Origin of the sequence: Sphingobium rhizovicinum (assembly GCF_042647625.1) — a bacterium.
Classification (GTDB): Bacteria; Pseudomonadota; Alphaproteobacteria; order Sphingomonadales; family Sphingomonadaceae; genus Sphingobium; species Sphingobium rhizovicinum.
On the sequence record NZ_JBHRVU010000004.1, the window covers coordinates 542118 to 567460 of the forward strand.

Annotated in this window: 21 protein-coding genes and 1 pseudogene; 7 read left to right on the forward strand and 15 right to left on the reverse strand. The window is 64.3% G+C overall.

Features of this window, described 5'->3' with window-relative positions:
- Nucleotides 1-4: 4 nt before the first annotated feature.
- The 8 genes and pseudogenes from yihA to ACFOKF_RS04100 all read right to left on the reverse strand — a co-directional run bounded on the left by yihA (nucleotide 5) and on the right by ACFOKF_RS04100 (nucleotide 8430).
- The gene (yihA, locus tag ACFOKF_RS04065) at nucleotides 5-652 is read right to left on the reverse strand and encodes a ribosome biogenesis GTP-binding protein YihA/YsxC (protein ID WP_380793368.1); all 648 of its coding nucleotides are present in this window, start codon (nucleotides 650-652) and stop codon (nucleotides 5-7) included.
- Nucleotides 653-739: 87 nt separating this feature from the next.
- Complete coding sequence (yidC, locus tag ACFOKF_RS04070) at nucleotides 740-2443, reverse strand: membrane protein insertase YidC (protein WP_380793369.1); 1704 nt, start codon at nucleotides 2441-2443, stop codon at nucleotides 740-742.
- A 34-nt stretch (nucleotides 2444-2477) separates the two neighbouring features.
- Complete coding sequence (gene yidD / locus ACFOKF_RS04075) at nucleotides 2478-2690, reverse strand: membrane protein insertion efficiency factor YidD (RefSeq protein WP_298398689.1); 213 nt, start codon at nucleotides 2688-2690, stop codon at nucleotides 2478-2480.
- Entirely contained in the window at nucleotides 2687-3094 is a 408-nt protein-coding gene (gene rnpA, locus ACFOKF_RS04080; RefSeq protein WP_380797644.1) for a ribonuclease P protein component, read from the reverse strand. Before rnpA ends, yidD begins: the two co-directional genes overlap by 4 nt.
- 35 nt (nucleotides 3095-3129) lie before the next feature.
- Nucleotides 3130-3263, reverse strand: a pseudogene (rpmH, locus tag ACFOKF_RS04085) (50S ribosomal protein L34).
- Nucleotides 3264-3474: 211 nt separating this feature from the next.
- Complete coding sequence (locus tag ACFOKF_RS04090) at nucleotides 3475-4242, reverse strand: DsbA family protein (RefSeq protein ID WP_380793370.1); 768 nt, start codon at nucleotides 4240-4242, stop codon at nucleotides 3475-3477.
- 2 nt (nucleotides 4243-4244) lie between these two features.
- Nucleotides 4245-5594 carry a M48 family metalloprotease gene (locus ACFOKF_RS04095; RefSeq protein WP_380793371.1) on the reverse strand — a complete coding sequence of 450 codons (1350 nt, stop codon included), beginning with the start codon at nucleotides 5592-5594 and terminating at the stop codon, nucleotides 4245-4247.
- Nucleotides 5595-5730: 136 nt separating this feature from the next.
- A complete protein-coding gene (locus ACFOKF_RS04100; protein ID WP_380797645.1) occupies nucleotides 5731-8430 on the reverse strand; it encodes an Rne/Rng family ribonuclease in 2700 nt (899 codons plus the stop codon).
- Nucleotides 8431-8969: 539 nt separating this feature from the next.
- Here ACFOKF_RS04100 and ACFOKF_RS04105 point away from each other — a divergent pair.
- The 4 genes from ACFOKF_RS04105 (at nucleotide 8970) to ACFOKF_RS04120 (ending at nucleotide 13909) form a co-directional block, all read left to right on the forward strand.
- Nucleotides 8970-10247 (forward strand): N-acetylmuramoyl-L-alanine amidase, encoded by a 1278-nt coding sequence (locus tag ACFOKF_RS04105; protein WP_380793372.1) that lies wholly within the window; start codon nucleotides 8970-8972, stop codon nucleotides 10245-10247.
- Nucleotides 10248-10541: 294 nt separating this feature from the next.
- Nucleotides 10542-13085 (forward strand): penicillin-binding protein 1A, encoded by a 2544-nt coding sequence (locus ACFOKF_RS04110; RefSeq protein WP_380793373.1) that lies wholly within the window; start codon nucleotides 10542-10544, stop codon nucleotides 13083-13085.
- A gap of 3 nt (nucleotides 13086-13088) precedes the next feature.
- The gene (locus ACFOKF_RS04115; protein ID WP_380793375.1) at nucleotides 13089-13379 is read left to right on the forward strand and encodes a hypothetical protein; all 291 of its coding nucleotides are present in this window, start codon (nucleotides 13089-13091) and stop codon (nucleotides 13377-13379) included.
- Nucleotides 13380-13558: 179 nt separating this feature from the next.
- Nucleotides 13559-13909: an endonuclease domain-containing protein gene (locus ACFOKF_RS04120; protein ID WP_380793377.1), complete on the forward strand. Its 351-nt coding sequence runs from the start codon at nucleotides 13559-13561 to the stop codon at nucleotides 13907-13909.
- A gap of 131 nt (nucleotides 13910-14040) precedes the next feature.
- On the opposite strand, the gene ACFOKF_RS04125 is transcribed toward ACFOKF_RS04120, so the two are convergent.
- Nucleotides 14041-14910: a class I SAM-dependent methyltransferase gene (locus ACFOKF_RS04125; RefSeq protein ID WP_380793379.1), complete on the reverse strand. Its 870-nt coding sequence runs from the start codon at nucleotides 14908-14910 to the stop codon at nucleotides 14041-14043.
- A 196-nt stretch (nucleotides 14911-15106) separates the two neighbouring features.
- Here ACFOKF_RS04125 and prfB point away from each other — a divergent pair, with 196 nt between their 5' ends.
- From prfB to ACFOKF_RS04140, 3 genes are all read left to right on the forward strand, one after another.
- A complete protein-coding gene (prfB, locus tag ACFOKF_RS04130) occupies nucleotides 15107-16234 on the forward strand; it encodes a peptide chain release factor 2 (protein ID WP_380793381.1) in 1128 nt (375 codons plus the stop codon).
- Complete coding sequence (locus ACFOKF_RS04135; RefSeq protein WP_380793383.1) at nucleotides 16234-16956, forward strand: class I SAM-dependent methyltransferase; 723 nt, start codon at nucleotides 16234-16236, stop codon at nucleotides 16954-16956. Before prfB ends, ACFOKF_RS04135 begins: the two co-directional genes overlap by 1 nt.
- Nucleotides 16957-17041: 85 nt before the next feature.
- The gene (locus ACFOKF_RS04140) at nucleotides 17042-17350 is read left to right on the forward strand and encodes a PilZ domain-containing protein (protein ID WP_380793385.1); all 309 of its coding nucleotides are present in this window, start codon (nucleotides 17042-17044) and stop codon (nucleotides 17348-17350) included.
- A gap of 7 nt (nucleotides 17351-17357) precedes the next feature.
- On the opposite strand, the gene ACFOKF_RS04145 is transcribed toward ACFOKF_RS04140, so the two are convergent.
- The 6 genes from ACFOKF_RS04145 to ACFOKF_RS04170 all read right to left on the reverse strand — a co-directional run bounded on the left by ACFOKF_RS04145 (nucleotide 17358) and on the right by ACFOKF_RS04170 (nucleotide 25291).
- Complete coding sequence (locus ACFOKF_RS04145; RefSeq protein ID WP_380793387.1) at nucleotides 17358-18500, reverse strand: glycosyltransferase; 1143 nt, start codon at nucleotides 18498-18500, stop codon at nucleotides 17358-17360.
- A complete protein-coding gene (locus tag ACFOKF_RS04150) occupies nucleotides 18497-19582 on the reverse strand; it encodes a sugar-transfer associated ATP-grasp domain-containing protein (RefSeq protein WP_380793389.1) in 1086 nt (361 codons plus the stop codon). The genes ACFOKF_RS04145 and ACFOKF_RS04150 overlap by 4 nt, the downstream gene beginning before the upstream one ends.
- A gap of 3 nt (nucleotides 19583-19585) precedes the next feature.
- Complete coding sequence (locus ACFOKF_RS04155; protein WP_380797647.1) at nucleotides 19586-20395, reverse strand: NTP transferase domain-containing protein; 810 nt, start codon at nucleotides 20393-20395, stop codon at nucleotides 19586-19588.
- Nucleotides 20395-21426, reverse strand: coding sequence for a phosphoribosylglycinamide synthetase (locus ACFOKF_RS04160; RefSeq protein WP_380793391.1), 1032 nt, complete (start codon nucleotides 21424-21426; stop codon nucleotides 20395-20397). The genes ACFOKF_RS04155 and ACFOKF_RS04160 overlap by 1 nt, the downstream gene beginning before the upstream one ends.
- A 100-nt stretch (nucleotides 21427-21526) precedes the next feature.
- The gene (locus ACFOKF_RS04165; RefSeq protein WP_380797649.1) at nucleotides 21527-22870 is read right to left on the reverse strand and encodes an alkaline phosphatase family protein; all 1344 of its coding nucleotides are present in this window, start codon (nucleotides 22868-22870) and stop codon (nucleotides 21527-21529) included.
- A gap of 99 nt (nucleotides 22871-22969) precedes the next feature.
- Complete coding sequence (locus tag ACFOKF_RS04170) at nucleotides 22970-25291, reverse strand: TonB-dependent receptor (RefSeq protein ID WP_380793393.1); 2322 nt, start codon at nucleotides 25289-25291, stop codon at nucleotides 22970-22972.
- Between the last annotated feature and the right edge of the window lie 52 nt (nucleotides 25292-25343).

Genomic DNA, 25343 nt, shown 5'->3' on the forward strand with positions numbered 1-25343 from the left:
GCGCTTATCCCTGACTGACCGCTTCCAGAACCGCGGCGCGCAGTTCCGGGATGCCCATACCCTTTTCGCTCGATGTGGCGATGATCTCGGGATGGGCGGCGGGGCGCTTGCGGATCGCGTCGGCGGTGCGCTGGGTCACCGCCGCCAGTTCGCTCGCCTTGATCTTGTCGGCCTTCGTCAGCACGATGCGGTAACTGACCGCCGCGCCATCCAGCATGTCCAGCATGTCGGTGTCGACATCCTTGATCCCATGGCGGCTGTCGATCAGCACCAGCGCCCGCTTGAGCGCTGCGCGCCCGCGCAGATAGTCGTTCACCAGGAAACGCCACTTCTTCACCAGATCCTTGGGCGCCTTGGCATAACCATAGCCCGGCATGTCGACCAGCCGGAAGCGCAGCGGATCGCCCACGTCGAAGAAGTTGAGTTCCTGCGTGCGGCCGGGCGTATTGGATGTGCGGGCCAGGCCATTGCGGTTGGTCAGCGCGTTCAGCAGCGAGGATTTGCCGACATTGGACCGCCCGGCAAAAGCGACCTCATTCACGGCCATATCGGGCAGGAAATCCAGCGTCGGGGCGGATTTGAGGAATGTGATCGGGCCGGAAAACAGCTTGCGTGCTTCCTCGATCAGTTCGGCTTGATCTTCGCCCGCCATATCAAAACTCCGTTCACTTCGAGCCTGTCGAGAAGCGTTGCGCGCCGTTCTCGACAAGCTCGAACCGAACGGGCGGGGTAGCGCGAATTACTTCGCCGGCGCCGTGGCGGCCTGCACCGGATGCTTGCGGTACAGCCACCATTGTTGCGCCATCGACAGGCAGTTGTTGGTGATCCAGTAGACCAGCAGGCCGGCGGCGAAGGGCGCCATGATGAACATCATCATCCACGGCATGATCGCGAACACCTGCTGCTGCATCGGATCCATCTGCGCGGGGTTCAGCTTGAACTGGAAGTACATGGAGATACCCAGCAGCAGCGCCAGCACGCCGATCGCCAGGAAGGAGGGCGGGGTGAAGGGCAGCAGGCCGAACAGGTTGAAAATGTGCAGCGGGTCGGGCGCGGACAGATCCTTGATCCACAGCACGAAGGGCTGGTGACGCATTTCGATCGTCAGCTGCAACACCTTGTACAGCGCAAAGAAGATCGGGATCTGGATGAAGATCGGCAGGCAGCCGGCGAGGGGATTGACCTTCTCCTGCTTGTACAGCTCCATCATCTTGAGCTGGAGCTGCTGCTTGTCGTCCTTATATTTTTCCTGCAGCGCCTTCATCTTGGGCTGCACCGCGCGCATTGCCGCCATGCTGGCGAACTGGCGCTGGGCGACCGGGAACATCAGTGCACGGACGCAGAAGGTCAGGCAGATGATGGCCACGCCAAAATTGCCGAGCGTCTCGAACAGCCAGTGGAGCAGCGCGAAGATAGGCTGTTCGAACCAGTAGAACCAGCCCCAGTCGATCGCGCGGTCGAACAGCGGCACGCCGGCGCGCTCATAGGCTTGCAGCGTCTTTACTTCCTTGGCACCCACGAACAGGCGGATGGTCTGGGTCGCGGCCTTGCCGCTGGCCAGCATGGTCGAACCCAGCGCGGCGTCGGCCTGATATTGCGTGCCGGCGCCCTTGCGGAACTGGCCGGCGAAATCGGCGTCGGCGGCCGGGACCAGCGCGGACAGCCAATATTTGTCGGTAAAGCCGATCCAGCCGCCCTTGGACTGGAAGCTCTGGGTCGACGGACCCTTGTCCAGATCCTTGTAATTCACGTCATAATTGGCCGCGCCGTTGAACACGCCCATCGGGCCGACATGGATGGTCCAGGTGTCGGGATCCTTGGGGATGCCGTTGCGGCTGATATAGGCATAGGGCTTGACGCCAACCGCGCCGGCGGCGGTGTTCGACACCTTCTGCGCGGCGGTGATCATGTAATTTTCGTCGACCGACAGGCGGATTTCGAACAACTGGCCCGCGCCATTGTTCCAGCTCAGCGTCACCGGGCTGGTGGGGGTCAGTTCCTTGCCGTTCGCGGTCCAGACCGTGTCCTTGGTCGGGGTCTTCAGGCCCTCGCCCTGCCAGCCGAAGCCGGCGAAATAGGCGTCTGCCGTGCCGCTGGGACTGTACAGGCGAACGTCGGGCGACGCCTTCTCGATCGTTTCCTTATAGGTCGGCAGCACGATGTCGTCGATGCGCGCGCCCTTCAGGTTGATGGAGCCGCTCAGCTTGGGCGTGCGGATGGCGACGCGCGGGCTGTCCTTCAGCACGATCGCGCGGTCGCGAATCACCGCCGGGCCATCGGCCGCATCGGTGCCGGGCGCGGCGACCGGGGTGGTCTTGCCGCCTTCGATCTTCGTGACCGGCGGATTGGCCGCCGGGAAGAAATAATGCGAGACATAGGGCCAGCCGAACAGGATCGCTGCGGTCAGCAGCACCGCCAGAATGATATTCTTCTTATCGTCCACTTTGTTCGGCTCCGCCGTCTTATGTCTATGTCTGTCAGGGAACGGGATCGTAGCCCGAGCCGCCCCATGGGTGGCATCGCATTAGCCGCTTGAACCCCAACCAGCTACCCTTGATCGCGCCATATTTGCGCACGGCCTGAATTCCATATTCGGAACAGGATGGGGCATAGCGGCAGGTGGGGGGCAGGATGCGCGAGGGGCCGAGTTGCCAGGCACGGGCGATCAGGATCAGCAGCCGGCCAATCACTGGCCCGGCGCCCGATTCGGCTCCATGCGGGGCTGGCGCTGCGGCTTGCCTTTCCGGCGCGACGGGTCGCGCGGCGGATCGATCGGCCGGGTCATGATCTTGCCCAGCGCCTTGGTCAGCTCTGCGTGCAGCAGGGAAAAGTCGCGCTCGATCCCGCCGTCGCGGCCGATCAGCACATGGTCGGCCCCGGCTATGCCCAGGGTCGGCAGCAATTCGCGCGCAAGAACGCGAAAACGGCGCTTCATCCGGTTGCGGATGACGGCGCCGCCAACTTTCTTCGTGACCGTGATGCCATATCGCATCGCCGGATCGCCATCGCCGCGTTCGCGCACCAGCAGGACAAAGCCCGGCATGGGTGCGCGACGCCCGCGATTCGCCGCCAGAAAATCCGCGCGCCGGACCATCATGGCCGGCGCGGCGACATTTTCAGGCGTTGAAATCAGGCGCTCAGGCTCTTGCGGCCGCGCGCGCGACGCGCACGGATGATGTTGCGGCCACCCGGGTCGCCATGCGGGCGCGATAACCGTGACGGCGCTTGCGAACCAGATTGCTCGGCTGATAGGTGCGCTTCATCGTTCATTCCTCAAAGACAAATAGAGAATCAGGCGTGACAAAAAAGGGCCGCTTGTGCAGCGGCCGCTAGTCAGGGGGCGTCCGATAGGGAAAAGGGGGGGCGAAGTCAATGGCGGAAGCGGCAATGTGCCAACCTCTCATCCGTTCGGTTCGAGCTTGTCGAGAACCGGGTCATGCAGTCCCGGCAAGCTCGAACCGAACGGCGCTTTATTTACTTCCCCCGCGCCGCCGCCACGCCTTCCTTCAGCGCGTCGAAACCGACCGCGCCGTTCAGCACCTGATCGCCGATCACGAAGGTCGGTGTGCCGCTGGCCTGCAATTTCTGCGCAAGGGCGATGTTGGACTGGATTTCCGCATCATATTTGCTCGACGCGATCGCCGATTCGGCTTCCGACCTGGTGATGCCCGCCTTGGCGGCGGCGGCGACGATGGTGTCGCGCGTCACCTTGCCCGCGCCATAGAGCGCCTTGTGATAGGCCATATATTGCCCGCGCTCGGCCGCCAGCAGCGACACCTTGGCCGCGTCGCTGCTTTCTTCCGACAGGATCGGCAGTTCGCGATAGACGATCTTCACCTTCGCGTCGGACCCGACCAGCTTGGCAAGGTCGGGCAACGAAGCGCGGCAATAGCCGCAGGCATAGTCGAAAAATTCGACCACGGTCACGTCGGCATTGGCCGCGCCTTCCCATGCGCCGGCATAGGGCGTCTCCAGCGTGCTGCGGGCCGCTTCGATCGTGCCCGACATCCGCTTGGCCTGCAATTTCTCCACCGCCTGCGGGATGATCTCGGGATGCTCCAGGATATAGTCGTGCACGATCTTCTCGATCGCCGCCTTGTCGGCGGGGCCGACGGCGGCGGGCGCCTGCACGGCGAAAGCGGTGCCGGCGGCAGCCGCGATGAGGGCGAAACCGCCTAAAGTCATCTGCATGGTCCTGTTGGATAAAGCGGCGCGAAAGCTCGGCCGGGTCTGGTCTGTCATATCTATCTTTTCTTCCGCTGCTGCTCGATCGCCGCGCGTGACACCATCGCTATGTCCTGCGCCCGCAGATAGTCAACCGTGCCGGGCTTCAGCCCCTGCATCGCCGCGTCCGCGCTGCGCAGCGCCATGGGATATTGCGCCATCATCTCATAGCGCTCCGCCGTCGCCAGCGCCGCGCGCGGAATGTCGCCGCGCCGTTCATAGACGACGCCCAGCTGATACCAGGCGAAGGGGTTCTCGCGGTCGCGCTGCACGGCGAGGCGCAACACCTGTTCCGCCTCGGCGAAATTCTTTTCATCCTCGGTCGCGATCAGCGCGTGGGACAGCAGCACCGAAATCAGCGGCTGATTAGTGATCTTCACCGCCTCGCGCAGCGGCGCCACCGCATCGGCCGGCCGCCCGCTTTCCAGCAATATCTGCCCCTTCAGCTCCAGAAAATAGGGGTCGTGCGGCGCGGCGGTCAGCAGCGCGTCCGCTTCCGACAGCGCCTTCTCCGGGTAGGCGCTCTTATGCCAGGCATAAGCGCGCGCATAATGCGCCGGGATCGACTGGTCGCTCTCGGGATATTTTTGCAGCGTCTGGGCGGGTTCCGACACAAAGCCGACCAGCTTCGCCTTGATCCGCTCGAACCGCGCCTCCAGCTTCTGATCGGGCGGCCTGTTCCACGCCGGATCGACCTCATAGACTTCGCGCAGCACATTGATGCGCTCGCCCGACAGCGGGTGGGTGCGCCCGTAACTATTGTCCTGCGGGATGGCGAGCCGATATTCCTGATTTTGCAGCTTCTTGAAGAATTCCAGGCTGCCCCGGCCGCTGATCCCGGCGGTGTGGAGATAGCGCGCGCCGGCAAGGTCGGCCGAACTTTCCTGCCCGCGCGAAAAGGCCAGGAATTTGGTCATCGCCGCCTGCTGGCCCAGGCCCATGATGCCCATGCCCGCTTCCGCGCCGCCCGCCGCGATCGCCGCCGCGCCCAGCACCAGGCTCAGCAGGGTGACGCTGGTCGCCTCCTTGATGCCTTCGCCCGACCGGATGATATGGCCGCCCTCGATATGGCCCAGTTCGTGCGCCACCACGCCCTGCAACTGGTTCACATTGTCGGCCTGGGCGATCAGCCCGCTATGCACCCACACATATTGGCCGCCCGCGACGAAGGCGTTGATCTCCGGGTCATTGATGACCATCACCTGGACATTCTTCGGCTCCATGCCCGCCGCCTTGATCAGCTGGCCGGACATGTCCGCCATAAAGGCTTCCGTCTCCGCATCGCGCAAGATCTGCTGCGCCAGCGCCGGGCGCGTCATCAGCGCGAGGGCGGCCAGCGTCAGCGCGATGAATTGGAAAAGTCGGGTCATGCGGCAAAGCCGATGCCATGGCGGCGCTGAACCTGCCGTGAAGGCCCCGGCCGGTCGCCGCCAAAAGAAAAGCGCCGCTGCGCGCCGGTCGGGACCGGAAGGGCAGCGGCGCTTTTTCATTGCGAGCGTCCGGGCGTTACTGGCCGAAGGTGCGCTGCCACCAGCCGCGACGCGGGCCGCCTTCGCCTTCGGCTTCCGGGCTTTCGCCGGCCGCCGTCGGTTCGGCGACGGGCGCTTCGGTTGCCGCAGTAGGCGCTTCGGCCTCGGCCACCGCTTCGACGACAGGCTCGACCACCTTCTTCTTGCGCGTGCGCTTGGGCTTGGCCGGCGCTTCTTCCGCTACAGGCGCGGCGTCCGCTTCGGGGGCAGGGGTCTCGGCCGCCGGTTCCACCACCTTCTTTTTGCGCGTGCGCTTGGGCTTGGCCGGCGCTTCGGGCGCAGCCTCTTCCACGGCGGCAGGGGCGACTTCGGCCGGGGCCTCGATCGCCTCGACCGGCGCAGCGGCTTCCGCCACGGCTTCCGATTCCGCTCCCTCGACGTCGCTCGGGACAGGCTTCTTGCGGGCGCGGGGACGACGGCGGGTCTTGGGCGCCGGCTCGGCGGCTTCCTCGGCAACCGGCTCAGCGGCGGGCGCTTCGGCGGCTTCGACAATCGCAGCCTCTTCCGCAACCGGCTCCGCCTCAACGGCGTCGGCAGCCTGCGCGTCCTCGCTCAGCGGCGCATCGCCACCCTCGCGACGGCGACGACCACCCCGGCGACCGCGGCGACCGCGACGACGCGAACCGCCTTCCTCACCCTCGGCCTCGCCCGCTTCGGCGACAACGGCTTCACCTTCGGCGGCCTCTTCGCCCTCGACGGCTTCGTCTTCGCCTTCTTCGCCAGCTTCGTCGGTTTCAGCGGCGCCTTCGCCCGCATTTTCCTCGCGCTGGCCGCCACGACGGCGGCGACGGCGACGGCGACGGCGGCCTTCGCGCTCTTCACCGCGATCGCCCCGCTCTTCCCGTTCGGGCGCGGCTTCGGCTTCCTCGGCTTCTTCTTCCTCTTCCTCGTCCTCTTCGGGCAGGTCGAGATCATCCTCGTCCTCGGCCAGCGGAGCATAGGTCACGACGCGCTCGGGGCGGGGACCGCTCGGCTCCACCGACATGCGCGCGCCCTCGATCTCGCCGTCCGGCAGGACCACGATGGTCACGCCATAACGCTGCTCGATCTCGTCCAGCTCGCGACGCTTGTTGTTGAGGACATAGAAGGCCGCCTCCTGGCTCGCGCGCAGCGTGATGACGCTGCCGCGACCACGGGCCGCTTCTTCCTCCAGCATGCGCAGCGCGCCAAGCCCGGCCGACGATGCGGTGCGGACCAGACCCGTGCCTTCGCAATGCGGGCACTGGCGGGTCGATGCTTCCAATACGCCGGTGCGCAGGCGCTGGCGGCTCATTTCCATCAGGCCAAATCCTGAAATCCGGCCGACCTGAATGCGGGCGCGATCGTCCTTCAGCGCCTCCTTCATCGCCTTTTCGACCTTACGGATGTTGGAGTTCATCTCCATGTCGATGAAGTCGATGACGACCAGGCCAGCCATGTCGCGCAGGCGCAGCTGGCGGGCGATTTCGCGCGCCGCTTCCAGATTGGTCGCGACGGCAGTCTGCTCGATGCCATGTTCGCGGGTCGACCGGCCCGAGTTGATGTCGATCGACACCAAAGCCTCGGTCGGGTTGATGACCAGATAGCCGCCCGACTTCAGCTGCACGACCGGGTTGTACATCGCCGCCAGCTGATCTTCCACGCTGGCGCGCTGGAACAGCGACACCGCGTCGGCATATTGCTTCACCCGGCGCGCATGGCTCGGCATCAGCAGGCGCATGAAGTCCTTGGCGGCCTTATAACCATGCTCGCCCTCGACGATCACTTCCTCAATATCCTTGTTATAGATATCGCGGATCGCGCGCTTGATGAGGTCGCTGTCATTGTGGATCAGCGCGGGCGCATCGGACTTGAGCGTCTGTTCGCGAATCTCGTCCCACAGGCGGGCGAGATAGTCGAAGTCGCGCTTGATCTCCGGCTTGGTGCGTTGCAGGCCGGCGGTGCGCACGATGCAGCCCATGGTCGAAGGCAGCGCCATTTCGGCGATGATCGACTTCAACCGCTTGCGGTCGGCCGCATTGCTGATCTTGCGCGAAATGCCGCCGCCATGCGACGTGTTCGGCATCAGCACGCAATAACGGCCGGCCAGCGACAAATAGGTGGTCAGCGCCGCGCCCTTGTTGCCGCGCTCTTCCTTGACGACCTGCACCAGCAGCACCTGGCGGCGCTTGATGACGTCCTGAATCTTGTACCGGCGGCGCAGCGCCATGCGCTTGCGGCGCAGTTCGTCGGCGGCTTCATCGCCCTTGCCGCCGCCGCGACGACGGTTGCCGCCCTTGGCGGCTTCGGGCGCTTCGCCTTCGCCATGATCTTCATCGTCATGATGATGGCTCGCCTCGACGACTTCGACGCCGTCCTCGCCATGATGGCCGTCTTCATCCTCATCATCATAATCGGCGCGCAGCGCGGCTTCTTCTTCGGCATGCTCGCGCTCTTCACGCAGCAACGCCTCGCGGTCCTCGCGCGGGATCTGGTAATAATCGGGATGGATTTCGCTGAACGCCAGGAAACCATGGCGGTTGCCGCCATAATCCACGAACGCCGCCTGGAGCGAAGGCTCCACGCGGGTCACTTTGGCCAGATAGATATTGCCCTTGAGCTGCTTGTGTTCGGCCGATTCGAAATCGAACTCTTCGATCCGGTTACCCTTGACGACCGCGACCCGGGTTTCTTCCCGGTGGCGCGCATCGATCAGCATACGCATTGTCATGTATAAATCTCCGGCGTGGACGGGCAGCGGCACGGGGCCGCGCTTCCACGCGATAGTGAAGGGACGGCCGGGCGCGCGCAGATAAGGGCGCGGCGGTCGGCATCGTCCGGGTTTCAAGGAAAAATTGCGCGTCTGCTGCGTCGGCAGGGCCGGACAATTCGCCGGGCCGCACCACCCACGCCGCTACGCCCGTTGCCGGGGCTAGCGTGGATGGAAATTCATGCCTCATGCAGCGTCAACCTGTTTGCGTCATCGCCGGGGGTGCGATCCCGCGCCCGTCGATGCTTATCTCATTGCCCTTAAAAGCCTGCCATTATAATAGGCGGACCTGTCAGGAATATGGATGGGTAGCAGTCAAATACCGATGGGGCAACGGCTGCCCAAAATATTATGTCGAATCTGTGGCAGTCGGCAATGCGCTGCATTCGATGCTGAAGCGACTGTTAACCTTCTCATTTTACCCGACTCATACAGGCAATGCTTAATCCGGGATTCAGCGTGGGGACGCTCTCGGACGGATCATCGTCATGAAATTTGGCTGGACGGCCAACCGACAGGCGCTGCACAAGCGGCGCATGGTTCAGGGCCTTGCCCTTGCGGGCATGCTTTTCGCCGCGCCGATCAGCGCGGGCGGCATATCGGGCGTCGACGTGCGCGACGACCGCGTCGTCGTGCGCTTTGACGACCGGGTTGAGGGCGCGTCCGCCTTCCTGCTGGATTCGCCGCGTCGGCTCGCGCTCGACATTCCCGGCGCGCAGATGGGGCGTTTTAACTTTTCGCCGGGCAAGGGCAGCGTCGCGGCGGTGCGGCAGGGCCAGCTTTCGGATGGCACTGCCCGCGTGGTGCTGGACCTGTCCGGTCCTGCCGCGCTCGGCGATCCGCACATGGCGGCCGACGGCAAATCGCTCAGCTTCTCGCTTCAGGGCGTCAGCGACAGCCGCTTCCGCACCGAAGTCGGCCGGGGGCGCACCCGTTTCGATGCGCCGGCCGACATGGCCGCGCGTCCGCAAAAGCGCATCCATTCGATCACCGTGCCGATCCCGGCCGCCGCCCGCGGCGTCGCCCTGCCGCCGGTGGAAGGATCGCATGATGGCGCGCGCCCGCTGGTGGTGATCGATGCGGGCCATGGCGGCCATGATCCGGGCGCCATCAACCGCGAAAATGGCAAGCGCGAAAAGGATGTGACGCTGGCCATTGCGCAGGCGATCCGCGACCAGCTGGTGAAATCGGGCCGCGTCCGCGTGGCGCTGACCCGCGATGACGACAAATTCCTGGTGTTGCAGGAACGCTATGGCATCGCCCGCAAGCTGGGGGCGGACCTGTTCATCTCCATCCACGCCGACGCGGCGGAAAATACCCAAGCCCATGGCGCGACCGTCTATACATTGTCCGAAACCGCCTCCGACCGGGAAGCGGCGCGTCTGGCTGCGCGCGAAAATAAGGCGGACATCATCAATGGCGTGAACCTGGGTAGTCAGTCGGGCGATGTCTCCTCGATCCTGATCGACCTTACCCAGCGCGAATCGATGAATATTTCCGCTAACTTTGCACGCCTGTTGCAGCGGGAGGCCGCGCCCTATGTGCCCTTCCGCAGCGCCTATCACCGCTTTGCCTCGCTGATGGTGCTGAAAGCGCCCGATACGCCGTCCATCCTGTTCGAAACCGGCTATATCAGCAACGCCGACGACAGCGCCTTCCTGTCCTCGCGCGATGGGCAGCAAAAGATCGCCCGTGGCGTCGCTCGCGCCATCGACGTGCATTTCGCCCGCAAACTGGCGATGCGCAGCGGCGCGGCCGGGGGCTGACCTGTCCTATTTGCAGGATGTGCGCTACTGAACCGGCATGACCTTTATCCAAAAAACGCTCGAACAGAACGGCGGATGTTGGGTTGCTCTGTTCGATCCCGCCCTGGATGCTGCGCCTTTTCGATAGGATCAGCCCAGCGCAACAAAATGTCCGATTCGGCGGGAAATATGCGAAGTTAAGGGATTGTTCGCCGCACATGCGTCCGCCACGGTCGCCAGATGCGGTCGATCGCATGCCCGATCGCATGATCGCCACTGGCCTTGGCCGCGATTTGACCCTAGAGCCTCTTTCCCATGGAAGAGGCCCGTTCCGAAACCGCCCCTAAGTCCTTTGCCTATCGCCTGCGCCGTGACGCCGGGGGCCTGTTTGGACGTTTGCGCCCCTTATGGCAGCGCCGCCTGTTTCGCTGGGTGGCGATCCTGCTGGGCGGCGCCTTGCTCGCCATTGCCCTGTTCTGGTTGATCTTCGCGCGCGGCCTGCCCGACGCGACCTCGCTGCTGGAATATGAGCCCCCGCTGCCGACCATCGTGCGCGACATCAATGGCCAGCCGGTGCACAGCTATGCCCGCGAACGCCGCGTCCAGCTGCAATATAGCGATTATCCGCCCTTGCTGATCCGCGCCTATCTGGCGGCGGAGGACAAGACCTTCTTTGAACATCATGGCGTGGATATTCCCGGCTTCGCCGGCGCGGTGTTCGATTATGCCAGCAAGCTCGGCTCGGGCCAGCGTGCACGCGGCGGCTCCACCATCACCCAGCAGGTCGCGAAGAATTTGCTGATCGGCGACGAATATTCCCCGACCCGCAAGGTGAAGGAGATGATCCTCGCCTGGCGCATGGAAAATGTGCTGAGCAAGCAGCAGATCCTGGAACTCTACCTCAACCAGATATTCCTTGGCCGTAACGCCTATGGCGTTCAGGCGGCATCCCGCGCTTATTTCGACAAGGATGTCGCCGACCTCCAGTTGCATGAAATGGCCTATCTCGCCATCCTGCCCAAGGGGCCGGCCAATTATCGCCCGGAAAGCGAAAAGGGGCATGAACGCGCGCTCGATCGCCGCAACTGGGCGCTGGGCGAAATGGAGAAGAATGGCTGGATCACCGCCGCCCAGCGCGCCGCCGCGCAGGCGCAGCCGCTCGGCACGGTGCAGGCGCATGGCTCCAGCTTCGACGCCCGCGCCGGCGGCTATTATATGGAGGAGGTGCGCCGCCGCCTGATCCAGCTGTTCGGCGAAAAGGCGGAGGATGGCCCGAACAGCGTCTATGCTGGCGGCCTCTGGGTGCGCAGCCCCTATGATCCCACGCTTCAGGATCATGTCGCCACCTCGCTGCGCAACGGCCTGCTCCGGTTCGACGCCGGGCGCGGCTGGTCCGGTCCGGTCGGCCATGTCAATGTCGACAATGGCTGGGAAAAGGAACTGGCGGCCAGCTACATCGACGTCGATTATGCCGAGTGGCGCGTCGCGGTGATCATCAGCCGCACGTCCACGGACGCGCAGATCGGTTTCGCCGACGGCAGCACCGGCACGCTCCCGGCCGGCGCGGCGCAGACGCCCTATCGCAAGACTGGCGGCCCGGCCTTCTCGGCGATGAAGCCGGGCGACCTCATCGTCGTGGCGCGCAACGGATCAAGCTGGGCGCTGCGCAACATTCCCGAAGTCTCCGGCGGCATGATCGCGGAGGAAGTCCATACCGGCCGCATCCGCGCGATGCAGGGCGGCTTCGATTCGCGCCTCTCCTCCTATAACCGCGCGACGCAGGCGCTGCGGCAGCCCGGTTCCACCATCAAGCCCTTCGTCTATGCCGCCGCGCTCGACAATGGCATGACCCCCGCCTCGATCATCGTCGATGGCCCCTTGTGCGTCTATCAGGGCGCGGGCCTTGGCCAGAAATGCTTCCGCAACTTCTCCGGCGGCAGCGCCGGTCCGCAGACGATGCGCTGGGGCGTGGAGCAATCGCGCAACCTGATGACCGTGCGCGCCGCCAGCCAGACCGGCATGGATCGTGTCGTGCGCACCATCAAGAATATGGGGATCGGCGACTATCAGCCCTATCTCTCCTTCGCGCTGGGCGCGGGCGAGACGACGGTGGAACGCATGGTCAACGCCTATGCCGCGCTCGCCAATCAGGGCCGGCAATTCCCGCCCAAGGTCATGGACTATGTGCAGGACCGGCGTGGAAAGGTGATCTGGCCCGAACGCTGGAAGCCTTGTGATAATTGCAACATGGCGAACTGGGACGGCAAGCCGATGCCCCGCTTCGGCATGGAGGGCAAACAGGTGATGAACCCGATGACCGCCTATCAGGTCGTCCACATCACCGAAGGCGTGATCCAGCGCGGCACCGCCACCGTGCTGGCCGACCTCAACCGCCCGCTCTTTGGCAAGACCGGCACCACCAACGGCCCGACCAATGTCTGGTTCGTGGGCGGATCGCCGGACATCGTCGCGGGCGTCTATATCGGTTATGATCAGCCGCGCAGCCTGGGCGGCTGGGCGCAGGGCGGCCGCATCGCCGCGCCGATCTGGAAGGCGGCGATGACGCCGCTGCTGGAAACCATGCCCAAGACGCCCTTCGTCGCGCCCGCCGGCATCCGCATGGTCGCGATCGACCGCCGTTCGGGCAAGCGCGTCTATGGCGCATGGCCCGGCACCGATCCCAAGCCTGCCGTGATCTGGGAAGCGTTCAAGCCCGAATCCGAACCTCGCCGCTCGATCCGCAAGGAAGAAGCCGAGGAACAGGCCAAGGTCGCCGCCGCCCGCGCAGACCGCGCGGTCGCCAACGGCCGCCGCCGCAATGACGCCGACTTCCTGGAAGGACAGGGCGGGATTTATTGAGGGATGGCAGACCGTATTCTTCTCATCGACGGGATGCTGTCAGGCACTGGAATCAGAGATAAAATGGAGGGTGGCTATATTGAGCCTTCCGATATTGGATTGAGCCCGACCTTATGTTCTGACTTGGCGGAATGGCTTCTGAGGTACGAAGATGCCCATTATGAGGGTTTTAAACCGCACATAGTGGAGCAACTCGATCAAGCGCGTTTGCTGTTGGCAAGTCGCGTATCTATTGAACTTCCCGATGTTGAAGTCGGGTATTTTTCCGACGGACGAATGACCCAATTGCGCTGATCGTTTGTCAGCTTGGCGCGAATGGATGACATCCACTTTATGCGTGGGGTGAACTACCCCTTCGTCATCGCTTCGCGATGCCACCTCCCCTTTCAGGGGAGGAATAATGCGACGAGAAAATCCTCCCCTGAAAGGGGAGGTGGCTGGCCGCAGGCCAGACGGAGGGGTAGGGTGCGGCCATGCTCCATGGCCCGAAAGACACGCAGCTTCGCGCCCGCACCTTGCGCCGGTCCATGACCTTGCCCGAAATCCTGCTCTGGCAGGAACTGCGCAAACGCCCCGCCGGCCTCCGCTTTCGGCGCCAGCATCCGGCGGGCGTCTATATACTGGACTTCTTCTGCCCCCGACACCGCCTTGCGGTTGAGGTCGATGGCGAGGTGCATGGGCGTGGCGACGCACCGGAACGGGATGCGGCGCGTGACCTGTGGCTCACCGGGGAGGGGATCAGGGTTCTCCGTATCCGGGCAACGGATGTGCTGAAGGATGTAGAGGCTGTCGTCCTCCACATCAGCGCCAGCGCGCGGGGCTAGCTACCCCTCCGTCAGCCTTCGGCTGCCACCTCCCCTTTCAGGGGAGGATTGGCGGCTAGGCGGCCGCCGCCGCAACGACGCCGACTTCCTGGAAGGGCAGGGCGGGATTTATTGAAGGCGCGCCATACGGCTTATTTATAAAGCAGCGTGTCTGATCCTGACACCATAAGGTCTGACAGATCATGGCCGGCCGGCGCATGGCTCAGGTCATGCTGGTGACTGATGAGTTTCCACACGTCGCGGGTAAAGCCGGCAGCCTTGACGTCGCGATAGAACATGTTCGCCGAATAACGATTGAGCGTCTGATATTCGTCCCACATGTGGCCCAGAATCAGATTGGGATGCACCACGGTCTGTTCATGCGCCGTCTTTTCTATGATCGCGCGCATCGCTGCATTGTCGAGCGTCAGATGCGCGAAAGGCGTGGGGATGAAGTCCGACAGGTGGCTGCCATAATAGCTGTGGAACCACGGAAAGACCTTGATGAAGGCGACCCCGCCGGGCTTGAGCACGCGCTTGATCTCCGCGAGTACGGCGGGAACGTCGGCGACATGCTCCATGACTCCCCAACTGAACACCACATCGAAATGATTGTCGTCAAACGGCATGACCCGACCGTCATAGACGCAGGCGCTAACCCGATCCTTGATCTGTTCCGCTTCGGGAAAGCCGGCTTCGATCAGTCGTGCAACAGCGCCCTCCGGATTGAGCGCCGACACGTCCAGGCCCACAACCTGAGCCGCGCCTCGCGCTGCCAGGCCATATGTCATCAACATTTCGCCGCAGCCCAGGTCCATTATGGTCTTCCCGGCTGGATCTCCGATTTCAGCGACGACCTGATCGATCGAATCGACATAATGGATATGAACCCAACGATCCATGTCGGGCAGGAAGCTGTTGCCGGCCGCCGCCGGAGCCGCTTCGCCCTGAACAACTGGATCAGTGGGCGGGGCTTTATGTCGGCGAGGACGCAGCCGCTTGAGGATTTTCTTGAACCGCATATGCCTTGGTTAGTCGCGAATATATCGCAACACTAGAGGCGTTTGGTTGCTCGATTAAGATGATAGTTGCGGATTTGTGAAAAGCAGGGCAGCCCGTCTGGCCTTTGGCTTACGCCCTTCCCAAATCCGCCGCCCTCGGATAGTGGCATGCGTTTGCTGGCGCGTTTGGGCGCAACGACATTTCTGGAGACTTCCCATGCGCGCCGAAGCGCAGCAATATATCGACCGTATCGACGCCGCGCTGGACCTGCTGCGCCGCTTCCTCGACTGGGACCGTGCGCTGCGCCGGCTGGACGAGTTGAACGCGCGTGTCGAAGACCCGACCCTGTGGGACAATGCCAAGCTGGCGCAGGAGGTGATGCGCGAGCGCACCCGGCTCGACAGCGCGATCGGCGCGACCCGCTCGATCGAGGGCGAGAAGACCGATAACGCCGAACTCATCGAAATGGCCGAGGCCGAAGGTGACGAGGATATGGTCGCCGAAGCCATCGCCGCGCTGAAGGCGCTGGCCGAGCGGGCGGACGAGGACAAGATCAAGGCGCTGCTGGCCGGTGAGGCCGACGCCAGCGATACCTATCTGGAAATCCATGCCGGCGCGGGCGGTACCGAAAGTCAGGACTGGGCCGAAATCCTGTCGCGCATGTATCGCCGCTGGGCGGAACGGCGCGGCTACAAGGTCGATCTGGTCGATTATCAGGCGGGCGAAACCGCAGGCATCAAGTCCGCCACCTTCCTGATCAAGGGCGAAAATGCCTATGGCTATGCCAAGACCGAAAGCGGCGTTCACCGCCTGGTCCGCATCAGCCCCTATGACAGCGCGGCGCGCCGCCACACCAGCTTCTCGTCGGTGTGGGTCTATCCGGTGATCGACGACAATATCGATATTGAGGTCAAGGAAAGCGACCTCAAGATCGATACCTATCGCGCATCGGGCGCGGGCGGCCAGCACGTCAACACCACCGACTCCGCGGTCCGCATCACCCACGTCCCTTCGGGCATCATCGTCGCGTCGCAGAATGACCGATCGCAGCACAAGAACCGCGCGACGGCGATGAACATGCTGAAGGCGCGGCTCTATGAAGCCGAACTGCGCAAGCGGGAGGAAGCGGCCAACACCGACTATCAGGCCAAGACCGAAATCGGCTGGGGCCACCAGATCCGCTCCTATGTGCTGCAACCCTATCAGCTGGTGAAGGATCTGCGCACCGGCGTCACCTCCACCTCGCCTGACGATGTGCTGGACGGCGCGCTCGATCCCTTCATGGCCGCCGCCTTGTCGCAGAAGGTGACGGGCGAATCGGTCGATGTGGAGGATGTCGATTGATGATCGTGCGGGCGGTTGCGGCGGGCATCTTGCTCCTGCTCGCCGCCTGCAATCCGTTGGGTGGGGGCGATGAAAAGGATCGCCCCGCCGCCGCGCAGGATTTCCCCCGCGCCGACCGCCCGATCGCGCCGATCGTGTCGACTCGCTGGTCCAGCGAGGAAGCGCGTGACCGCGTCAATGAAGCAGAAGACATCATGGACCGCGCGGGCATCCGCCCCGGCATGAGCGTAGCCGACATCGGCGCGGGCGAGGGCTATTATACGGTGCGCCTCGCCAAACGGGTTGGCGCGGACGGGCGGGTGCTGGCGGAGGATATTCTGCCCGAAGTGATCGAAGCCTTGTCGCGCCGCATCACGCGGGAAAAATGGGACAATGTCAGCGTCAAGCTGGGCGCGCCCGAAGACCCCAGGCTGCCCGCAAACAGTTTCGACCGCATTTTGATGGTCCATATGTATCATGAGATCGCAGAGCCTTATGCCTTTCTCTGGCATCTCAGTCCCGCGCTCAGGAAGAATGGCGAACTGATCGTGGTCGACGCCAATCGGTCGACCGATCAGCATGGCACGCCGCCGCGCCTGCTGGCCTGCGAACTGGCCGCCATGGGCTTTCGCATGGAAGAGGTGATCCCTAAGCCGACCGCGGGCGGTTATCTCGCCCGCTTCCGCCGCATCGCCGCGCGACCTGATCCGGCCAGCATCATTCCCTGCGCTTTTCGGAACTGAAAAATGGTTAATCGGGGTGACGCCCTGTTTGTTGACGGGCTGTCATCGCTGTTGGCGCAGTCTGTCGACAAGGGAGGCTCGGACCATGATCGAGCGGGATTCCTATGCGGATGGAGACGCGGCGTCGCATGACGCTATGCGGCGCAAGCTGTTCGAGCCGGTCCAGTTGCGCCACGACGGCATCGCGCTGCGGGCCCATATGCTGGACCTGTCGGCATCCGGCGCGTTGCTCCATTGCGAACGTCGGGCGCCCCGGCCGGGCAGCGGGATCATCATTCAGACGGATGGCATGCGCGTTGCGGCGCATGTCGTCTGGGTGGATGGCAAGAAATTCGACGTGCATTTCGATGCGCCGCTGGATGCGGCGACGATCCGCGGCCTGACCGACGGCTGACGCCCCGTCAGGTGAAGGCGGGTCGCCTTTCGGGTGCTGGCGCGATCTGCGTCACAATAGTGCGCCATGCATCCGACCAGCGATCCAGGCTATAGGCGTCGATCCTGTCGCCCGGCAGGATGTGGCGGGCCGGATCAATCTGCTGTGCGATCGCCTGCGCCATGGCGGCCGGATCGGCCGGGTCTATCAATAGCCCAAAGCGGCCATGGTCGAGCAGGGCGGTGGCGTTGCCGGCGCTGCGCGATGCGACGATCGGCCGAGCGAGGGCCATCGCTTCCAGCAGGACATTGGCTGATCCCTCCCACCAGGATGGCAGGACGAAGGCGGCGGCTCCCGCAATCCAGGGGAATACATTGTCAACTGCGCCGGGCAGCAGCAGGTCGGTTTCGACGCCCAGTGCGGCCGCCTGTCGATACAGGCTCTGCCGGGCATCGTCGCGGCTTTCGCCCAGCAGGATCAGGCGGGCAGGGCGGTCCTGCCGCAGTCGGGCGAAAGCGTCGATCAGCGTCGGGAAGTTTTTCTGCGGCGCCAGACGACCAATGGCGAGGATGACGGGTGCAGGTCCGTCCAGCCAGGGATGCGGCGCGGGGAACATGGCCTGTCGACGGGCGGTGCCGGCGTCGATCGCATTTTCGATCACGCTGGCGCGCCCTGAAGCGACGGAGCGGGCAAAGGCCGGCACGCCGTCCACCAAGGTTGGGGATACCAGCACCAGATGATCGGCGTCGGCCGCCAGCAGGCGGGTCATCAGTGCGCGTCCGATGGACGCGAACACTCCCTTGGGCGCGCCCGGCGCAGCGCGACGCAGATCATTGCTGATGCGATAGACACGGCGCAGTCCCGGCCGCAAGCGGCTGCCCAGCAGCACGGTCAGATGGCCATGATTGCCCGCCGAGATCAGCAGGTCCGGCCGGCTGGCGCGCAGATGGGCGTGCAGGCGGGGCATGGCGCGCCATTTCTGGAGCCGGCGCGATCCGTCCGCATCCGACAGCAGGGCATGGTGCGGCACGCCGCCCACGCCCGCGCCGCCAGGCAGCGCCGTCACCAGTTCGACATCATGGCCCCGCGCCGTCAGGTCGGCCGCAAGCAGGCGGACATTGCGCACCACCCCGGTCGCCGCCAGCGCATGGACATAGAGGGCGATTTTCACATGCGGTCCCGTTGCAGCGCCGGAGCCGCGCGCCATTGGCTGGCGGGAAGCTGCGTCAGGGCATGGCGATAGAGTTCGCCCAGTCGGCTTTGCGCGATGCCCCGGCCTTCGACCAGCTGGACGATGTCGGTGCCCGGGTTCCAATTGCCCTCGATCAGCGCGGGGCCTTGCGCAGTGAGGCCGATGTCCCAGCCGATCACGGTAAAGCCGGCGCGAAATCGATCATGCGCCCGCATCGCCAGCGCGCGGGCGGCGGCGAGGTCGGGGATGGTCATGCCCTCGATTGCTGCGCCGGTCGCGGGGTGGCGGCTGTGGCGGGAGGGCGGGCGCTGGCCGCCGCTGCGCCAGGCGACGCCGCATCGTCCCTTGTCATCCACCGCCAGCACCAGATTGCCGGCGTTGAAATTGTCGACCGGGCGCGGGCCGCCGGCCGACAGGCGCAGCGCGGTGGCGCAGATTTCGGGCACGCCTTCTTCATTCAGGCAGGTAACGATCCGCAACGTCGGCAACGCGCCGGGGGACAGGTCGACAAGGGCAGGATGGGTTGGCAGGCGCCGCTGAATGACGCCGCCCTGACGCCAGAGACGATGCAGGTGAACAGCGAGAGCGACACTGTCGATGCATGTGTCATCTGCCCGCCAATGCCCATCCTGCCGCACGAAGCGCTCCACCCCTTGCCCCTTGGAGCGATAGCTGGGCTTGGCGATGATGTCGTCCTGTCCTGCGAGCCAGTCGACCAGATTCATGCCATCGGGATCGCAGGCGTCGGGTAGGGGCAGTCCCACCGCCCGTTCCGCAAATAGCTGCTTATTCTTCAACGGATTATTCAAAAGTGGGAAGGCTGCGGGGTTGAGCAGGCGATGCAGCCCCTTGCGATCCTTCATGCTGAGGCCGTGCAGGCGCACGCCATGGCCCAGATACAGCCGTTCGGCCGCCGACCATCCGCCGCGCCCGGCCAGCGCCAGAAGATGCCCGGCGAGCCGCCGCGCGGGCGGCCAGTGCTGCGCCAGCCCGTCATGATAGGCGGCGAGCAGGCTGTTGCCGCCGTCCCGGCCAACCGGCAGCGCGCGCAAGGTGAGCAAGTTCTATTCCGCCGCGATCGCCAGCGTGGCGCGGTCGGCCAGCACGGTCTCGGCCACATCGCGCGTACGCGCGTTGTCGACATCGATCGCGACCGCGCCATCGGTCAGGATCACCGGGCTGATGCGCAGGCGAAAGCGGCGGGAAAAGCGGCCGAACGCCTGTTCCAGCGTGCCGATGCCATAGCGGAAGCGGATGAGGTTGATGAGGCCGAAGGCGCTGATGATCCGCATCGGATGCTTCACAAACTGCCCGCCCGACCGGAAGGTCTCGGCAACGCGGAGCGCGGACCTGTCGCGCATCCAGTAAGTGTTGCAGTTGGAATAGCTGTCATCGGCGAAGCGGTAATATTTGCGTTGGCCCTGCGGATGGGCGGCCAGCACGAAAGCGCGCCGGGTGAAGGCGACCGCCGCATCCGCCTGTGTCGCGGCGCAGCCATCGATCATCTCGTCCACGGCTTCGGGCGTCAGCAGCACATTGTCCGCGGTGGTGATCAGCAGGGGGAAGGCCGCGCCCTCCGCCGAGGCGAGCACGCTGTCGACCAGATTGGGCTGCGCGCCAATCCCCTTAAGCCGTCCGCCCGCGATCAGCCCGCGCAAAGAGGGCAGGTCGCGCAGCAATTCGGGCTGTTCAATCACCACGCGAATTTCGCCGATCCGGCTGTTGGCGGCCAGCGCTTCGATCACATGGAGCAGCATCGGCTGGCCCGCGACTGGGACGAGGCATTTGTGGGTTACACCCGCCGTCAGCGCCAGCGGATCGGTCGCGCCGTCGCGTCGCCCGGCCAGAATGACCGCCGTGGTCCGACCCGGCATCATGCCGCCACCTGTTCAGGCATGGCGATCAACAATCCCTGCCGCTCCAGACTGTGGCCGATGATGGTTTCGACCAGCGCCGCATGGTCGACCCCGATCGAGGCGGCCGATCGGGAGATGGTCTTTTTCGACCAGAGGTTGCAGGACAGGTTCACTTCCATGAACAGCACCGTTCCGCTCGCCGGGTCATAGCGGAACTCGAACCGGCCATAGTCGAACGGCCAGAGTTCAGGCAGCATCGCCTGCGTCATCGCCTCCAGCCGGGTGCGCAGGTCCGCGTCCTCGACCAGCACCAGCGGATCGTCGCCCGCGTCGATGAGGCCGCGCTTTTCCTCATAGCTGCGTTCGCGATGCGGATCGGCCGGCACATACATCATCGGCGGGAGAATCCAGGGCGCGCCGCCACTGCCGCCCACCACGGGCACGGCGACGTCGAGCAGGGGCGCCCATTGTTCGACCAGCACATCATGGCCCAGCGCAAACAGGCTGTCGGCATGGTCGCGCGCCTCTGCCCAGCTATCGACCATCTTTACGCCCCAGGAGGCGGAGGAGGCGTTGGGCTTCACCACCAGCCGGTCGGCCGTGAAAGCCGGCGCTTCGAACAGGCCGCCGCGCCGGAAGATCTGCGCCTTCATCGTCGGCACGCCGCGCGCGCGGGCGATCATCTTGCTCAGATATTTATCGTCGGACAGGCCGCGCACGATCGGCGAAGCGCCCAGATAAGGGAGGTCGCACCGGGTCAGCAGCAGCGGGGCGAGCATTTCGCTGTTCAGGAAGCCGCCGCGATTGAGCAGGGTGACGACGAAATCGGCATCAGGACGATCGAACAGCGCATCATAGCGGTCGGCGACATCGACATGCAGGCCGATCGTCTCCAGCGTGGTCCGCATTTCATGATGATAGATGGCGTGATTGCCATCCTGCGCATCAGGCCGGCCATCGGCGCAGGCATGTTTGGCAAGGAAGAGGATGCGCAGCCGCGCCTTGTCGGCAGCGGAAATGCGGATCTGGCGGGGATGGATCGCTGTCATGCCTGTCCTGTACCGGGCCAGCGTGACGCGCCGCTTACGAAGCTGTTGCATCGCCATGATCGCAATCGGTCATGGCGATGACGGTTCGGCGTCGATCCTGTTACTGAAGCTCCAGCGGCGCAGCCTGCGCGTCTGGCAGGGTAGCGCCCATCGCCTTGGCCAGTGTCGGCGCGATGGCGCGCATGTCGATGCGGCCCAGATCCTTGCCCTTGGCGATGTGCGGTCCGCTGATCAGGAAAGTCGCCTCCAGATGGGCGGGACCGGGCAGATAGCCGTGCATGCCCTTGACCGGGGTGGGCGCGACCAGCGGCGCGGTGGGGCCGCGATAAATGTCAGTGACGAAACCGGGCTGAAGATTGACGAGGAAGCGCGCCTGCGGATTGGCGCCGATCTTTGCGATGGCGGGCTGGTCCAGCACGGCGGCGATGCCGTGGGCCGGATTGGCGGCCAGCCGGTCGAGCAGCGCCTTGACCTTGGCCACGCTCACGGCGTCATCAGGGCGGGACAGCATGATCGCCGCCGAACCGCCGGCGATCCACGGCATGGCCTGCCAGGATGCGACCTTGCCATCCTTATCCAGCGTGATGAGGCCGGCGTCGATGAAGGCGCGGAACAGGTTGAGGCCGGTGTGGGTCGCTTCGAACCCATGGTCGCTGACCAGCGCGATCACCGCGTCGGGATGCGCCTTGCGCTCGGCCGCGACGAGATCGCCGACGATGGCGTCGATCTTTTCCAGAACATCATGGGCCTGCGGCGTATCCGGGCCGACGCTATGCTGTTCATGGTCCAGAGCGGTCAGGTAAACGGTCAGGAAATCGGGCTTGTGCGCCGCCATCAGGGCAGTGGCGAAGCGGCCGCGATTTTGGTCGCCGCTCAGGCTTTCATCGATGCCCATGGCATAGGACTGGCCGACCCTGCTTTCCAGTTCCGCCTTCAGGCCCGGCGTGGCCAGCGCGTCGAGCAACTTTGCGTCGTCGGCATGGCCAGTGCGCCAGATTTGCGGCAGGTTCCAGCGGACGCCCTTTGCCGCGACGCTGACCGGCCAGTGTATGTTGCCGGTCGTCAGGCCCGCCTTGCTTGCCGCCTCCCATAGAGTCGGCACCTTGATGTCCTGCGCATACCAGTACCAGCCGCCCTGATTGATGCCGGTCGGATCGAAGCTGTTATTGGCGACGATGCCATGGGTGGCCGGGGTGACGCCGGTCATCAGCGTCGTGTGGCTGGGATAGGTCAGCGTGGGCGCAACGCCGGTCACGCCCGATGCATGGGCGCCGTCGGTCAGGAAACGGCGCAAATTGGGCAGGGAAAGGCCGCGCTTGTCCGCCTCCAGCACGTCGCCGGGGCGCAGGCCGTCGATCGAGATCAGCAGGACGGGTTCCGCCAGCGCCGCCGTGGGCAGGCAAGTGGCGAGCAGAAGCGATGCAAGCGCGGCATTTTTCACGATCATGTCTCCACCACCGTTCGCTTCGAGCGTGTCGAGAAGCAGATAGGACTTTGCATCCCGTTTCTCGACTTCGCTCGAAACGAACGGCTGTTGTTGATGTTAGAACCCCGCCTTCAATGTGGCGAAGAATTGCTGCGGCGCGCCGACCAGCAGGGTCTGCGCGTCGCCGCTGTTGCCAAAGCCGCCCGACCCGATGGTGCCGACATATTTCTTGTCGAACAGGTTGGTGGCGTTGAGCTGCACCTCGATCTTGTCGGTCAGGCGATAGCCGATCGAGGCATCCACGATGACCCGGCCGGGGACCGAGGCGTCGTTGGTATAGCTGTAGAAGCGGCGCGACATATAATTGACGCCGATCCGGCCAAAGATCGGGCCATTGTCATAGTTGAACTCGCCGCGCGCCATATGTTTGGGGCTGTCGACCACGGTCTTGTCCTTGATCGCGGCGACCAGCGTGCCGTCCGAGCTGTTGAGCACATCGTCGCGATAGGTCGCGTCGGTGTAGCTGTAGCTGGCATATACGCCGAAACCGCCGCCCAGCTTCAGGTCGCCGGCCGCTTCGATGCCCACGGCGCGTACGCCGCCGACATTCTGGAGCGCGGAGGCCAGGCCCTGGATCGGGCTGCCCACCTGCACCGCCAGAAGGCGGTTGCGGAAGTTCACCAGATAAGCGCCCAGCGTGCCGTTGAAGCGCGACGTGTTGTAGCGCAGGCCCAGTTCGAACGTGTCCGACGTTTCGGGCTTCAGATCATCCTTGATCGCATCGAAGCCGGCCTGATTGGTGGAGAAGGGGCCGGTGGTGGTGGCGCTGGCGAAGGCGCGCGTGACCTGCGTGAAGCCGCCGAAGATTTCGGCTTCCGGCGTCAGCTCCACGGCGAAGCCGGCATGGGGCTGGAACCAGTCCTGCGCCTTGATCTTGCCTTCGGGGAAGGTGGCCTGCACCACCGCTTCCGCCTTGTTCGTGACCTGGAAGCCCTTCCAGCCCAGATTGATCGTCACCATGCCCAGGTCAATCTTGTCCTGCACATGATATTGGAAGGTGTTGGTGGTGAAATCGAACGCCCATTGGGTGTAGAAGGGATCGGTCGGATAGTCGCGGAAGCTCAGGCCCGGCGAGGTGCGGCTGGCGAAGGCGTAGAAGCGGCGGGCCTGATTGAACTTGTTATTCTCATACCATGCGCCGACGCTCAGCTGCTGGATGCCCAGCGTATAGTCGACGCTGCCGAACACGCCGATCCGGTCCATGTCATATTCGGTCGTGCGGATCGACATGGCCACGCCATTGGGGCTGGGGGTATAGGGCGTGGCCCACAGGCCCATGCCGCTGTTATTGTGATAATAGCCCTTGATCTGGAAATTCGCCTGCTCGCCGATCGGCGTGGTGAAACCGATCGCGCCCAGCCAGTCCTTGCGCAGGCCGGCCGCGTCATAATAGGCGTCGTCGGCGCTGGTGACGTTGCCGGGATAGACCTGACCGCCGGCGACCGGCGCGCCGCTATAATCGTATAGGCCGTCGGGGAAGGGCGATCCGCCGCTGTTGCTGATCCGGTCGGCGTCGTTCAGCCGGTCGGCATAATCGATCGCGCGGGCATAATCGGGGTAGGTGTTGTCCCAGTTCCAGCCGAGGCGACGGATCATGCCCATCGACATGTCCTGATAATCCTGTTCGCGGCGGTCCGAATAGCTCAGCCAGCCGTCGATCTTCGCCTCACCAACGGGGATCACGACCTTGGCATTACCCATATGCTGGTCCTGCGTGCCCTGGCCTTTCCACTTGTCGGTCGATCCGTAACCATAAGAGACATAGCCGCGAATGCCGTCGCGCGTGCCCAGCGCGATGCGGCCGAAGGCGCGCCATGTTTCATCGCTGCCATAGGTCAGGTTGCCCTGTCCGGCGAGCCAACCGCCGCTAAGATAATCGGCCGGATCGGCGGAGAAGGTTTCTACCGTGCCGCCCAGATTGCCGGTCGCCTGCGTGCCTAGCGAGCCAGCACCCTGCGACACGCGCACGCTGCCGATATTCTCGCTGCTGATCGCGCGGGTGATGTGCAGGCCATTATGGTTGCCATAGCTCATGTCGCCCAGCGGGATGCCGTCGAAGGTGAAGCCAAGCTGATTCTGGTTGAAGCTGCGGATGGTGACGCGCTGCGACCATTCATAATTGCCGAACGGGTCGGCCGACTGGAAATTGACGCTGGGCAGCTTTTCAATGGCTTTGAGCGCGTTGGTGCCGGGCGTCAGCGTGATGATGTCGCGATTGGTGATTTCCTGCACCTGGCGGGTTTCGCCGCGGCCGAAGACGATGATTTCCGCGCCTGATGCGTCGGCGGCGGCATCAGCGGCAGGCGCGACGTCTTGCGCGAAGGCGGGAACGGAAATGATGGCGGTCGACGCCAGCAGCAGAGCGGTAGTGATACGCATGATCGGATAGTCCCCCTATTTCGGACCTGAGGTCGGGGGCGCACCTATCCGG

Coding starts and splice junctions, on each gene's coding strand:
- ACFOKF_RS04110 (WP_380793373.1), top strand. CDS start 10,542: ATGGAAGAGGCCCGTTCCGAAACCGCCCCTAAGTCCTTTGCCTATCGC.
- ACFOKF_RS04120 (WP_380793377.1), top strand. CDS start 13,559: ATGCTCCATGGCCCGAAAGACACGCAGCTTCGCGCCCGCACCTTGCGC.
- yihA (WP_380793368.1), bottom strand. CDS start 652: ATGGCGGGCGAAGATCAAGCCGAACTGATCGAGGAAGCACGCAAGCTG.
- ACFOKF_RS04100 (WP_380797645.1), bottom strand. CDS start 8,430: ATGCTGATCGATGCGCGCCACCGGGAAGAAACCCGGGTCGCGGTCGTC.
- ACFOKF_RS04095 (WP_380793371.1), bottom strand. CDS start 5,594: ATGACCCGACTTTTCCAATTCATCGCGCTGACGCTGGCCGCCCTCGCG.
- ACFOKF_RS04160 (WP_380793391.1), bottom strand. CDS start 21,426: ATGACAGCGATCCATCCCCGCCAGATCCGCATTTCCGCTGCCGACAAG.
- rnpA (WP_380797644.1), bottom strand. CDS start 3,094: ATGGTCCGGCGCGCGGATTTTCTGGCGGCGAATCGCGGGCGTCGCGCA.
- ACFOKF_RS04125 (WP_380793379.1), bottom strand. CDS start 14,910: ATGCGGTTCAAGAAAATCCTCAAGCGGCTGCGTCCTCGCCGACATAAA.
- ACFOKF_RS04090 (WP_380793370.1), bottom strand. CDS start 4,242: ATGACAGACCAGACCCGGCCGAGCTTTCGCGCCGCTTTATCCAACAGG.
- ACFOKF_RS04140 (WP_380793385.1), top strand. CDS start 17,042: ATGATCGAGCGGGATTCCTATGCGGATGGAGACGCGGCGTCGCATGAC.
- prfB (WP_380793381.1), top strand. CDS start 15,107: ATGCGCGCCGAAGCGCAGCAATATATCGACCGTATCGACGCCGCGCTG.
- ACFOKF_RS04105 (WP_380793372.1), top strand. CDS start 8,970: ATGAAATTTGGCTGGACGGCCAACCGACAGGCGCTGCACAAGCGGCGC.
- ACFOKF_RS04170 (WP_380793393.1), bottom strand. CDS start 25,291: ATGCGTATCACTACCGCTCTGCTGCTGGCGTCGACCGCCATCATTTCC.
- ACFOKF_RS04155 (WP_380797647.1), bottom strand. CDS start 20,395: ATGCCGGGTCGGACCACGGCGGTCATTCTGGCCGGGCGACGCGACGGC.
- ACFOKF_RS04115 (WP_380793375.1), top strand. CDS start 13,089: ATGGCAGACCGTATTCTTCTCATCGACGGGATGCTGTCAGGCACTGGA.
- ACFOKF_RS04135 (WP_380793383.1), top strand. CDS start 16,234: ATGATCGTGCGGGCGGTTGCGGCGGGCATCTTGCTCCTGCTCGCCGCC.